Genomic DNA, 12,739 nt, shown 5'->3' on the forward strand with positions numbered 1-12,739 from the left:
GCTCCAATTATACAACCTTTTCCTAATGTAATATTCCCTAATATTTTTGCACCAGTACCTATTGTAACGTTACTTTCAACGGTTGGATGCCGTTTACCTGTAACATCGCCTCTACCGACTCCACCTAATGTAACCCCATGGTACATTGTTACATCATCACCAATAATACTAGTCGCTCCGATAACGACACCTGTTCCATGATCAATAAATAATCTCTTCCCTATTTGAGCGGCTGGATGAATTTCTATATTAAGACAACATCTTACGATGAACATCATTAATTCTGCAATAAATTTTAAATGGTGTATATATAAAAAGTGTGCAATACGATACCAAAAGACTGCTTGCACGCCAGGATATAACAAGATAATTTGAATAATATTTCTTGCTGCTGGATCTCTTCTTTTAATAGATTCAAAATACTCTTTCATTTCGCCTCTCTCCTTTTTTACTTGATTCCTATTATTATCGTATGAATCCCTCGATAATAATTGATTAGTTTTAGCAGGAAAATTAGAGGATATAAAACTGCATAAATCCCACATAATATAATTAACTTTAACCTATAAAGGAGAATCAGATATATGAAAAAATTAGCAAACAAAGTTGCACTTGTTACATCTGGTACACGAGGAATTGGACTACAATGTGTTAAAACGTTGGCTCAGCACGGAGCAACTGTTTATATTGGGGCTCGTCGATTAGAGGCTGCTAATCAAATCTGTCAAGAATTATTGGAAAATGGCTATGACGCTAAAAGTGTTTACTTTGATGCGACAAAAACAGAAACGTATGAGACTATGGTCAAGACAGTTATTGAAGAAGCCGGCCACCTAGATATATTAGTTAATAATTATGGGGGGACAGATTCAGAAACTGACTTAGACCTCGTGTCCGGAAATACTGAAACCTTTTTCAATACGATGAACTTTAATCTCAGTAGTGTTTATCTGCCTTGTAAATTTGCCATTGAACAAATGCTTAAGCAGGAAAGTGGCTCAATTGTGAATATCTCTTCGATTGGATCAATCTTACCTGATGTAGCTCGATTAGGGTATGGCGTTTCTAAATCAGCTATTAATTCACTAACACAAAATATTGCAATTCAATATGCGAAACATAACATTCGATGTAATGCCGTTTTACCAGGCTTAATTGCAACGGACGCAGCTCTACAAAATATGTCAGACGACTTTATTCAATCGTTTCTCAAACACGTCCCACTCCATCGTTTTGGACAACCAGAGGATATTGCTAATGCTGTTTTATTTTTAGCTAGTGACGAATCTTCTTTTATTACCGGTCAATTGTTAGAAGTCGCCGGTGGTTTTGGGCTTCCCAGCCCTTTATACGGCGAAACTGTTAAACAATAATAAAAGGTCACCTATGAAAGGTGACCTTTTATTATTTCTTTCTATTTTCTAATTCAACCAGTTGTTGACGTTGTTGTTCTAATTTATGAGCTAATTTTTGATTATGTTCCATTAATTTGGCTGTGATATCTTTTAATTGATTAATTTCTTGATTTTGTTCTTCAATCATCTGTTTCACTTGCTCTCGATGATCACCTTCTACTAAAGCTGCTAAAGCTTCTTTTAAATTGTCTGCCATTAAGTTTTCTAAGTACCAAACAACTTCTTTAGCTCTCATACGATAGATTTCAGGTAAAACTGTTTTTTCAATTAAGGTAGCCTCTAATTCCGATAATTGTTGATTTAGTTTTTTCATTTCATCTCTCATATGATTAGCAAGTAATGAGTTTGGAATTTGTTGATACTCATAACTCATTTTAACTTCTTCAATAACACTTTCTAATGATGGAATAGGAGCAGGCTTTTGCTTATTTAAATAATATTTAGTTCCTTGTTGATATAGTAGATAAAAAATAACGACCGTAATAATAAATAATAAAATAACATATAAGAAATTCACATTAAATATAATTAAGGCATATGATAATAGAACACAGACAATTAAATCAATTAAAATGGCAACTCCTTTAAAATCTTTCAGTTTCTCAATAAGTCCATTGTAATCTTGATGCGCTTTATACTCTGAGCTATCATAGTATTTTGTTTCTACTGCTTTTAAATGTTCTTGCTCTGTAGCTACAATTGTTGAATCTAATGAAGCTTTCTTTTTATCTATCTCACGTTTTACAATTTCAATTTCATTAATCATTTCATCTGTTAACCAAAGATTAGCGATAATTTCATCTTTTGATAAGCCGTTAACCTCGACCATTTATATCTCTCCTTTTATCTTGAAAACAGTCAGTATCTCATTCATTTTTACATATTATGTCATACTCGAAATTATAACAACGTTTAATTAAAAATTCAATCATATAGATAGTATAGTCGCTATTTAGGTCATTATATGACTATTGTTCTAAAAATATAAAAAAGTCTATATTTTAAAGGATGTGCCTAATTCATTTTTCTTCCCTTGTTATAAGAGATAGTACCCTATTTGTCATATTTTAACTAATAAAAAAGACTTTCCCATCAAGATGAGAAAGTCCTATGTTAGGATTAGATTATTTTAAACGAGCTTCTAATTGAGCTTTTAATTCTTCGTTACCTGGTTTTCCAAGTAATGCGAACATGTTTTTCTTGTAAGCTTCTACACCTGGTTGGTCAAATGGGTTAACGCCTAAGATATATCCACTCATTGCACATGCTTTTTCGAAGAAGTATACTAAGTATCCAAAGCTATAAGCTGATAATTCTGGTAAATCGATGATTAAGTTTGGAACTCCACCATCAACGTGAGCTAATAATGTTCCTTGGAAGGCTTTTTTATTAACAAAGTCAATTGTTTGTCCAGCTAAATAGTTTAATCCATCTAAATCTGATTCTTCAGCTTCTAATACAACTTCACGAGTTGGTTTTACTACGTTTACAACTGTTTCGAAGATGTCACGACGACCTTCTTGAATATATTGTCCCATTGAGTGTAAATCTGTTGAGAATGAAGCAGATGCTGGGAAGATTCCTTTTTGATCTTTACCTTCTGACTCTCCGAATAATTGTTTCCACCATTCATTGAAGTATAATAATGCTGGTTCGTAGTTGATTAACATTTCGATTGTTTTACCTTTTGAGTATAATGCGTTACGGATAACTGCATATTGATAAGCTTCGTTTTCTGCTAAGTTTGGATTAGCATATTCAGCACGAGCATCATTTGCTCCACGCATCATATCTTCGATGTTGATTCCACTTACAGCGATTGGTAATAATCCTACAGCCGTTAAAACTGAGAAACGCCCACCTACATTATCTGGAACGATGAATGATTCGTATCCTTCGCTAGTCGCTAATGTTTTTAATGCTCCTTTAGAAGCGTCAGTTGTTGCGTAGATACGTTTATTAGCTTCTTCACGTCCAACTTTTTCGATTAATAATTTTTTAAATACGCGGAATGCAATTGCTGGTTCAGTTGTTGTTCCAGATTTAGAGATAACATTGATTGAGAATGTTTTATCCGCTAAGTATTCAACTAACTCTTGAACGTAAGTTGAAGAAATATGATGTCCTACAAAGATAATTTGTGGTGCTTTACGTGTTGCTTTATCTTGTAAGTTGTAGAAATGATTATTTAATGCTTCAATAGCTGCACGAGCTCCAAGGTAAGATCCACCGATTCCGATAACTAATAATACATCAGAATCTGATTGGATTTTTTCTGCTGCTTTTTGAATGCGAGCAAATTCGTCTTTATCATAATTTTCAGGTAAGTCAACCCATCCTAAGAAGTCATTACCTGCTCCTGTTTGTTCATGAATACGATTGTGAAGTACTTTTACTAATTCATTCGCGTATTCTAATTCATGTGGCGCAACAAATGATGCTGCATTCTCATAGTTAAATGATAGGAATTTTCCCATTGTGTTAATCCTCCTTGTTAACCCTTGCTATTTTCTCGAGTGAGTCTCGAATCCAAATGGGTAAATGTTGGGCTAGTGGTGCAAATCCACTTGAAGTCTCAAAGTCAGACGCCTTCATACGATGATATCGGTAATTATTATTTGCAACACCCTTTAAACTTAACCGAGCTTGATGATTATCCGAATTAAATTTAAGGACTTTTACATCAATATATTGACCGATGTTAACAAAATCACGGATATCTTTCACATATCCGTCCGACAGTTCTGAGATATGAATTAATCCATTACAATCTTCACTCAATTGGACGAACGCACCATAAGATTGGATACCAGTAACTTTCCCTCGTACGATACTCCCTTCTTTGATTTTCATCGTTTACACCTCAGTTCATACATACCCTTTCATTATATCATAAAGTTTTTTCCATATAATCGATATTGTGAATTTTTTTTACTTTGGATTTATTTTTTTATGTATCATCGGTTATCTACAGGTAAAAAAGTGTAATAAACCCTTTTATATTATATTTCTATTAGGCTCTTAAAAAGATTCTGATTGATGTGTTCTATGATGCATCAATCTTATTTTTATACTAAGACTCTAGTTATCATATTAAAATTTATTTAGCTAATTTAAAGAATATTAGTAACTCAAACGTTACCTTGCTATATCAATATAACATGATAACTTGTACAATTTAAACTATTGTCTGTTTGATTATATGATTAATTTCTAAACATAAGTCATTCTTTTTAATCATCATAAAAGCCTTAGAGATTAAATTCATTCTCTAAGGCTTCTTTTCGTGATGCTCGATTCTAAGATGTTTTTATTTCATCATGGCAGAGCTATGTTTATGACGATGTACTTTTTCAGGATATGCATAAGCAATCGCTGCATTAATGGCAACAACCACTTCACCAAATCCTGTTGTAATCATTTTGATTTTTCCATCGAACGTACAAGCATCTCCCGCTGCGAAGATTCCGTTGATACTTGTTTGTTGGCTAATATCTACACAAAGTGCATTTTTATCTAATTCTAAATCCCACTCTTTAATTGGTCCAAGAGATGAAATAAACCCATATAAAACAATAACTTCATCAGCATGCACTAATTTTGTTTCATTAGTTGTTACGTTTGTTAATTCAACAGCCGTGACACGTCCGTTTTCTCCAGTTAAGCCTGCAGCCACATATGGCGTTAAGATTTCTACATTTGAAGCTTTTAAGTTCTCAACGCTAGAAGCATGTGCTCTAAATTCATCGCGACGATGAACGATTGAGACATTTTTAGCAACTCCATCAAGCATTAATGCCCAGTCGACAGCTGAGTCTCCTCCACCAAAGATAACAACGTCTTTTCCTTTAAAGGTTTCCATTGTTGAAACGAAGTAATGAATATTTGAAAACTCATCGGCATTGGCAACGTCTAATTTACGAGGTGTAAATGCTCCATTTCCAGCGGTAATGACAATTGAACGAGAATAATGGCATTCTTTATCCGTACAGATTTTGAATGTTCCATCTTCTAACTTTTCAACAGTTTGTACGTTTGTGTTAGTCACTACGTCAATTCGATCTTTAAACTGATCCATTTGAACTTTTAATTGTTCAATCATTTCACCTGCTTTAATTTTCGGATGACCTGGTAAATCATAGATGTACTTTTCAGGATATAAGGCAGCTAATTGTCCCCCCAGCTCCGGTAAAGCATCAATAATTTTTGTTGTCATTCCGTGCATTCCTGCATAAAATGCACCGTAGATTCCAACAGGCCCAGCTCCGATAATTGTTAAATCATAAATTTTTTCCGTCATCATCTTCACCTCTTTTTATATGATTACTACTTCTATAGTCAGCTTGTATTCACGACATTTTACAGCTTTAACTTGGATGCGTTAAATGTAAATTTCATTTCTGTTTATATATATAAGTCCCGATAAGTTTTTCACATCGTAAAAACTTTTATCGGGACTATAGGATGCCTTACTACCAACGTATTTTGATAACTAAGACTGATGATAAAAACGTGAAATGCATTTTGGTTTATATATAGTATAACTAAAACCAACACTTAAAACAACTTTTTCACATTAAAAGTTCTAAATAACTCCTGCGATAATTCCATAGATAACGGCAACAAAGATTCCAAATAACGTTCCACAGAACGTTTCTAGTGGTTCATGACCTAACAATTCTTTAAATCGCTTTTGATAGGTTTCATCTTGAAAGACTGAGAGATTTCCTGTCTTCATTAAATCATCCAATAATTGATTTAACATTTTGGCATGTTGCCCCGCATGACGACGAATTCCCATCGCATCATAAATGACCACTGCTGCAAAACAAAAAGAGATAGCAAATGCAGTTGAATCGATTCCATTAACGAATGCGACTGCTGTTGCAAGGGCAGCAACAAAAGCCGAATGTGAACTCGGCATTCCTCCCGTTGATAAAACAAGTGTTGGTCGCCACTCTTTTTTTGTAATCAAACGAAGTGGGACTTTAATAATTTGCGCTAATACATTAGCTAAGATTGCAGATTCTAATACATAATTAAACCACATTGTAACTCCCCCCTTTTGCTAATAAGAAAAATTATACTTCCCGACGATGTGCGATTCGACTAGCGGCAGCTGCTGCAATAGCCCCGACTAAATCATCCATAAAGGTTTGACAACATCCTTCTGCTTTCCCTTTTTTATCAACTTCACCTAAAATTCCTGGTTTAAGCTTATCAATATAACCGTAATTTGTAAACCCAATCGATCCATAAACATTTAAAATCGAAAATGCGAGAACTTCATCAATTCCATATAAAGAGTAGTCATGATCGACCATTTCTTGTAACGGCTCTCCTAATAAATTCATTTCTGCCAATTCATCTAATCGAATGCCTGTTAGGACGGCATTTTGAACTTCTCGTTTTTTAAGAACAGCCTTGACGTTATGAAGACAAACCTCTAACGTTAATCCTTCATAATAGTTTGACTGTAGAAAATACGTTAATTCTGCAATTTGTTCGAGTGTTACGCCTCTCTCATTAATTTTCTTTATGACTAATTCTTCTAATGCTTTTTGATCCATCTTAAATTCATCCCTTCAATTATCATATTTATATGTCACACGCGCATAGATATAGATTAGATACTTATTTTTAAATTTGAGGATGATCTGAATGAAGGAGCTAATTAATTGGTATTATCAACTCCAAATTGACCATTTAGAACAATTAAACGATATCTATTATACGAAGTTAGGTGACCGTTACATTTATATTATATCAGTTGGAAAAGAGAAAAATACAATTTTTTTCCATCTTCTACAATTTTTACACTATAGTACGCAGCAACGAATTCTATTATCAAAGGATAATACAACGACAGTGTTATTCGAAGGACAACACTACTATGTGTTAGAGTCTACTGTCATACTACATGATTTTATCGACATTCGCACACTCCAGATTCCCATCATTTATCCAGAACCGTATGCACTTGCCCCTGAATTAAAAGAGCGTTGGACAGCCAAAAATCGATTACATGAAGAACAATTGAACATCTTAATCGATCAACTATCCGCAGATGACCGACTCTTATTCTTCGACTTGGCTACTTATTATATTCATCTAAATGAGCAAGCTTATACATTTATCAATGAACTGATCGAGGTCAAGTACCCTGTTTCTTTATGTCATATGCGCCTGACTCCAACCAGTTATAAATTTGAATGTTTCTGTCCTAAGCTATTGACTTTAGATAATAAGTCTCGCTGCTACTGCGAATATATTCGTCACCTCTATTTAATGAATCAGGATTTAGTTCAAGTGCGATCATTTGTTCAAATTGTGAATCAAGTTAATCCACTTAGTCAAGAAGAATGGAAGCTTTTATATGCAAGATTATTTTTCCCTACTCAGTTTTACGATGCATTATTTAGCTTAAGAGAAGGTGAAAAAGTCAATATTCCATTAATCTACGAGCAAGCGCTTAGCTATGCTAAATTACTCTATCAATTACCGTATGAAGTATATCGAAGCAATTTAATTGAACTTCGTGTTCCTGAATGGGTCAAAACGGAGGCATTGTCAAAAAATTAAATAAAATGGTAAAAAAAGAGGACCTACTCGAATATAACTAGTAGAGGACCTCTTTTTTACTATTATGCTAAATATTCTTCAATATTTTCAACGCCGATAACACCAGGAACTTCTTCTAATAGAATTTGTTCAATTCCGTCTTTTAACGTAGAGTCCATTGAGGCACAGCCAACACATGCACCTAACATTTGGACATAGACAATTCCATCTTCGAATTTAACATATTCAACATCCCCACCATCACGTTGTAAGTAGGGTCTTAATTTTTCTAGAATTTCAACGATCTGTTTTTCTGTTTCGTTCACTTCGATCACCTCATTAGATACTAGTTAAATTATAAAACGTAGCCCTGAAAAAGTAAACAGATATACATAAGGAGGAATACCTTTGCAACCTATTTTTTTCACTAAATTATCGACAATTGGCAATAACTATTTAATTTTAAATTATCTTGAACAACCAGAGCTCTCTTTAGATTATGCCAATTTAGCTAAACATATAACTAATCCTCGAACTGGAATTTTAGCAGATGGAATCATTATCTTGCTTCCATCCGAACTTGCTGATTTTAAAATGATTATTTATAACCGAGATGGTTCTCGTGCCAAAACATGTGGAAATGGGTTACGGCTCATCGGGCATTATTTATTAGAGATTGAACGTTTTAATCAGCCTCAAATCACAATTGAAACTGACTCTAACGTTTCCATTTTAACACATGAAGAGGATTTAATAACAGTTGATTTAGGGTTCGCCCATTCACTCATCGATCCTTGTCATCCCCTTTCCCTAAAAAGTCAAGTGACTGACTACTGTGGGGATATTGAAACGCCATATGGAATTTGGCAAGCAGATATGATTTCCATGGGAAATCCTCACTTCATCATTTATACTGATGATGACCACGAGGCATTTGAGGAAGAAATGGAACGAATTTCAAAAAATTATGATGTTAATGTTGGGATGTTAACAGTTATTAATCCAAATGAATTATTATTAACCACTTACGAACGCGGCTCTGGTTTGACTAGTGCTTGCGGGACGAATGCGGCTGCTGCTGTGGCCAGTGCAGTGGCGAGACGGCAAGTGAATCCATATGAATTGATCACGGTACATTTACCAGGCGGTGATCTTTATTTAAAATGGAATGAAGAGGCACATCTTTTGGCAACCGGACATTGCACTAAAATTTGTTGCGGGACTTATTTTTTTGAAGGTGAAAAAAAGGACTTTTAAAGTCCTTTTTATATTAGGATGTATTTTTCAATTCCAGTGGCTACGCCATCTTCTAATACACTATCTGTGACTTGGTGCGCATAGGATTTGACTTCGTCACTTGCATTTCCCATAGCAATCCCGCATCCAACAGTTGATAACATTTCGATATCATTTTTTCCATCACCAAAAGCATAGCTTTGTTCAACAGGAATACCTAAATGTTTAAGTGCCGTTAGGATACCTGTCGCTTTTGTGTTTTTCTTTGAATAAAGTTCAAATATGCGATCACTAATACTCTGAACATAATCATATTCAGGATTTTGTTCAACGAGTGATAAACAATATTCCATGGCTTCATCATTGGGACAAAGCATCTCAATTTTTTGTGTTTGAATGTCTTCTAACTGATAGTCACTAACTAAGTAGTTTCGTGAAATACCGATGCTATCAAAAAATTGATAATATTCTTTACATTCATCTTTCATGTACGAGTAGCAATCGCTTTGTAACATGTACTGGATTTGACGTTGTTCGAATTCTGCCGTGGCATTTTTTACGAAGGTGGGATCAAGTGCCTCTTTATAAATGGTTTCATTTCCAATCATTACTTGTGCTCCATTGGTTAAAATATATCCATCAAAACCAAAAGATAAAATGGCTTCACTTAAAAAAGCATACGGTCTGCCAGTGGCAATGAAAGCATAATGACCTTCTTGTTGTAAGCGACGAATGGCCTGTTTGACCTGATTAGTTAAATCAGTATGACCGTTGATACAATCAATGAGTGTTCCATCAATATCAAAAAAGATAGCTTTTTTCATATTTAATCCCCCTCTAGACATAGAAAAAGCCCTCGCGGGCTTTTATTAAATTGTAAATTCTGTTAAGTCTTTTAAAACATGTGTGGGTGGTGTGTCATAACTCATCACTTCTTCTCGTGTTGAAACGCCACCTTCGATATAAATAGTTGGAACATTTGCATTAATTCCAGCTAAAATATCTGTGAAATAATTGTCTCCAATCATTGCAACTTCTGCTGCAGGAAGATTAATTAATTCTAATGCTTTTTCCATAATAATACGTTCAGGTTTTCCGATGAAGATTGGATCAACTCCGGTTGAAACAGAGATGACTGATGTCAAAGCCCCATTTCCAGGTAATAAGCCACGCTCAGTTGGAATAGCAACATCACCGTTTGTTGAGATGAATGTTGCTCCATTACGAATAGCTAAACAAGCTAATCCTAGCTTTTCATAGTTGATGTCACGATCTAAGCCAATAACCACATAATCAGGATTTTCACTGGTAATCGTTAATCCTTTTTCAACTAAGGCTGTTTCAAGTCCAATTTCACCAATCATATAGACTTTTGCATTTGGATTTTCATCGTAAATATATTGGGCTGTTGCCATTGATGGCGTATAAACTTGTTGTTCAGTGACCGGATATCCTAAGTCCGCTAGAACATCAGCCACCATTTGCGGTGTTTTTGTACTATTGTTTGTTAAAAATAAATATGAGATTTGTTTTTCGTGTAAAGCTTTAACAAATTCTAATGTTTCTTTAACGACTTTTGTTCCATGATAAGCTGTTCCATCTAAATCAATTAAATATCCTTTATACATAAGTCTTCCTCTTTCTTGCTATTTCTTCGATGTTGTCCATTCTTCTGAGTGTTGTTTTGGCACGATTTTTTCTACGACATAATACGAGCATCCATATGCACAATACTCAGCGATATATTCTGGAATCGTGACACATTTTAAATCTAAAGGAACGTTTTTACGTTCATTGTAGTAAAATCCTTTTAATCGAAGTTGTCCGCCTGAGAAATCTCCCACAATGACATCATATTTCTCTAAAATTTCTGTTAGTTTTTGATAAAATAATTCTTCGTCAAATTCTACGAGATGTGTTTTCACCACTTGATAACGATAACGACTCACAATCATCACCTCTTTTTTTACTATATAAATATTAAAGTATCTGTTACAATTCTGTATCAATCTGAATTCCTTAACCACTTTAAAGGGGGTTCCCTATGCTACGTAACGAAGTTCGTAGCTTTCCCCAATTGATAGGGTATGGGTCCCCTATGCCATGTGGCTCACTCAAAGAGTGAGATCATGGCTATCCTCCTCTGATAGGGCTTAGGTCCCCTGGCATTTTCAAAGAAAATGTTTCCTCAACTACTAGGGTATGTGTTCCCTATGCTACGTAACGAAGTTCGTAGCTTTCCCCAATTGCTAGGGTATGGGTCCCCTATGCCATGTGGCTCACTCAAAGAGTGAGATCATGGCTATCCTCCTCTGATAGGGCTTAAGTTCCCTGGCATTTTCAAAGAAAATGTTTCCTCAACGGCTAGGGCAAAGCATCCTATAGTCCAGGGTTACCTACCATTTTTGAAGAAAATATATCTACTACTAGTAAGGCTTTAAAAGTTTTTTTCATGTAAAAAACTTATCTGGACTTATATATTTATCCAATAATTTTATTTTATCATAAATGATCTAAAACCTCCATTATTTGCAAAGGCAAATATCGTCTCTGGTTTGTGAGGGAATGTGGCCTATTTGATGACCTTCATCTATCGTTAACCTATTCTAATAAAATGTTTTCCATACCATTTTGTACACTTTGTTCAGGAGAAGCATTTGGCGCAGGTGTCTGTGTTTCATTTGTTTTTCCAGATTCATTCGTGAATGGGCTAAGAGGTGAAGCACTACTGCTTCCAATATAGTAGTATTGTGGTGTTTGTCCAGTAATCATTTTAATGACGAGCGGACTAGAAACAGTGACAGTCGTTTCCTCTGATTTAAAAGGTAATGTTACTTTTAATCTAACAGTAACTTTTAGTAAAATCTCAAGCATCGCATTATTGATGCCATACGGTTGAACACCTGTCTCGATGTCAGTCACTGCATTCCCTATAATCTTAGCTGAAACGGGAAATCGTGGCCCATATTCATGAAAAAGTGAGAGGTTAAACGCAGCCATTAAAGGGACAGAGAGTAAGATTCCATCTTCATACGGTCCGCCATAAATCGCATCTAATCCAAGTTCACTTAAATCTCCATTTTCAACAAGTAATAACTTCTCCTCTACTTGATGCGTCGCCGAGACGAGCAAACGGTTAAGTTCAGGGGTATTAATATAAACACTGCTGACATAGCCTTCATCATTTTCTTCAAAATGAATGACATCCTCTACTTTAAACGAGACTAAGTCGCTGCTCCCAATGGCTTCTTTTATAATTAAAGTTGCAATATTAACCGTTTGTTTTGAAGCATAACTCATCACAATTGTATAAATATTACTATAAACAAAATGAGCTGTATAAATGAATCCCCCTATGATTGCCATAGCAATAATTCGTCGTTTCCACTTTTTAAAATAATTCGTTGTTTTTTTTCTTCTTCGTGACTGTCTTCGCATTCGTTTCGTCATTTTTTACCGTCGCTCCTTTGTTGAATTTTTTACCAAAATAAAACCGGTTACACCAATAAACTCCATTGTGATTACAT

At 34.8% G+C, this 12,739-nt stretch carries 15 protein-coding genes (1 of these 15 cut by a window edge); 3 read left to right on the forward strand and 12 right to left on the reverse strand.

Annotated features, from left to right (window positions below):
* Window positions 1–431, reverse strand: the 5' portion of a protein-coding gene (cysE, locus tag J0J69_RS05680; protein ID WP_055245276.1) for a serine O-acetyltransferase. 73 nt of this gene lie to the left of the window's left edge; 431 of the gene's 504 nt are visible here — the first part of the coding sequence; the start codon lies at window positions 429–431; its stop codon lies beyond the left edge, outside the window.
* Between the two features lie 153 nt (window positions 432–584).
* On the opposite strand from cysE, the gene hdhA reads away from it, so the two are divergent.
* Window positions 585–1,373, forward strand: a complete 789-nt coding sequence (gene hdhA, locus J0J69_RS05685; RefSeq protein WP_068758965.1) for a 7alpha-hydroxysteroid dehydrogenase — start codon at window positions 585–587, stop codon at window positions 1,371–1,373.
* A gap of 31 nt (window positions 1,374–1,404) precedes the next feature.
* Here the strand turns inward: hdhA and J0J69_RS05690 are convergent, their stop codons facing one another.
* The 6 genes from J0J69_RS05690 to J0J69_RS05715 form a co-directional block, all read right to left on the reverse strand.
* On the reverse strand, window positions 1,405–2,244 hold the full coding sequence (locus J0J69_RS05690) for a coiled-coil domain-containing protein (protein WP_212724703.1): 840 nt from the start codon (window positions 2,242–2,244) through the stop codon (window positions 1,405–1,407).
* A gap of 295 nt (window positions 2,245–2,539) precedes the next feature.
* Window positions 2,540–3,892, reverse strand: coding sequence for a glucose-6-phosphate isomerase (locus J0J69_RS05695; protein WP_055244682.1), 1,353 nt, complete (start codon window positions 3,890–3,892; stop codon window positions 2,540–2,542).
* Window positions 3,893–3,896: 4 nt separating this feature from the next.
* Window positions 3,897–4,268, reverse strand: a complete 372-nt coding sequence (locus J0J69_RS05700; RefSeq protein WP_055244684.1) for a CvfD/Ygs/GSP13 family RNA-binding post-transcriptional regulator — start codon at window positions 4,266–4,268, stop codon at window positions 3,897–3,899.
* A 457-nt stretch (window positions 4,269–4,725) separates the two neighbouring features.
* Entirely contained in the window at window positions 4,726–5,715 is a 990-nt protein-coding gene (locus J0J69_RS05705) for an NAD(P)/FAD-dependent oxidoreductase (RefSeq protein WP_212724702.1), read from the reverse strand.
* Window positions 5,716–6,000: 285 nt separating this feature from the next.
* Window positions 6,001–6,465 carry a divergent PAP2 family protein gene (locus tag J0J69_RS05710; protein ID WP_212724701.1) on the reverse strand — a complete coding sequence of 155 codons (465 nt, stop codon included), beginning with the start codon at window positions 6,463–6,465 and terminating at the stop codon, window positions 6,001–6,003.
* Window positions 6,466–6,496: 31 nt separating this feature from the next.
* Window positions 6,497–6,985, reverse strand: coding sequence for a phosphatidylglycerophosphatase A family protein (locus J0J69_RS05715; protein WP_212724700.1), 489 nt, complete (start codon window positions 6,983–6,985; stop codon window positions 6,497–6,499).
* A gap of 91 nt (window positions 6,986–7,076) precedes the next feature.
* On the opposite strand from J0J69_RS05715, the gene J0J69_RS05720 reads away from it, so the two are divergent.
* Window positions 7,077–7,997, forward strand: a complete 921-nt coding sequence (locus J0J69_RS05720) for a YutH/CotS family kinase-like spore coat protein (RefSeq protein WP_212724699.1) — start codon at window positions 7,077–7,079, stop codon at window positions 7,995–7,997.
* A 62-nt stretch (window positions 7,998–8,059) separates the two neighbouring features.
* Here J0J69_RS05720 and J0J69_RS05725 read toward each other — a convergent pair whose 3' ends face one another.
* Window positions 8,060–8,302: a NifU family protein gene (locus J0J69_RS05725; protein ID WP_055244695.1), complete on the reverse strand. Its 243-nt coding sequence runs from the start codon at window positions 8,300–8,302 to the stop codon at window positions 8,060–8,062.
* 82 nt (window positions 8,303–8,384) lie between these two features.
* Here J0J69_RS05725 and dapF point away from each other — a divergent pair, with 82 nt between their 5' ends.
* On the forward strand, window positions 8,385–9,233 hold the full coding sequence (gene dapF / locus J0J69_RS05730; RefSeq protein ID WP_212724698.1) for a diaminopimelate epimerase: 849 nt from the start codon (window positions 8,385–8,387) through the stop codon (window positions 9,231–9,233).
* A gap of 8 nt (window positions 9,234–9,241) precedes the next feature.
* Here dapF and J0J69_RS05735 read toward each other — a convergent pair whose 3' ends face one another.
* From J0J69_RS05735 to yunB, 4 genes are all read right to left on the reverse strand, one after another.
* On the reverse strand, window positions 9,242–10,036 hold the full coding sequence (locus J0J69_RS05735; RefSeq protein ID WP_212726181.1) for an HAD family hydrolase: 795 nt from the start codon (window positions 10,034–10,036) through the stop codon (window positions 9,242–9,244).
* Window positions 10,037–10,081: 45 nt separating this feature from the next.
* Entirely contained in the window at window positions 10,082–10,840 is a 759-nt protein-coding gene (gene nucF / locus J0J69_RS05740; RefSeq protein ID WP_055244701.1) for a 5' nucleotidase NucF, read from the reverse strand.
* Between the two features lie 18 nt (window positions 10,841–10,858).
* Window positions 10,859–11,161 carry a YutD family protein gene (locus J0J69_RS05745; RefSeq protein ID WP_370456885.1) on the reverse strand — a complete coding sequence of 101 codons (303 nt, stop codon included), beginning with the start codon at window positions 11,159–11,161 and terminating at the stop codon, window positions 10,859–10,861.
* Window positions 11,162–11,813: 652 nt separating this feature from the next.
* A complete protein-coding gene (yunB, locus tag J0J69_RS05750; RefSeq protein ID WP_237252785.1) occupies window positions 11,814–12,662 on the reverse strand; it encodes a sporulation protein YunB in 849 nt (282 codons plus the stop codon).
* Window positions 12,663–12,739 lie beyond the last annotated feature (77 nt).

The sequence above is a fragment of the Turicibacter bilis genome (genome assembly GCF_024499055.1).
Classification (GTDB): Bacteria; Bacillota_I; Bacilli_A; order MOL361; family Turicibacteraceae; genus Turicibacter; species Turicibacter bilis.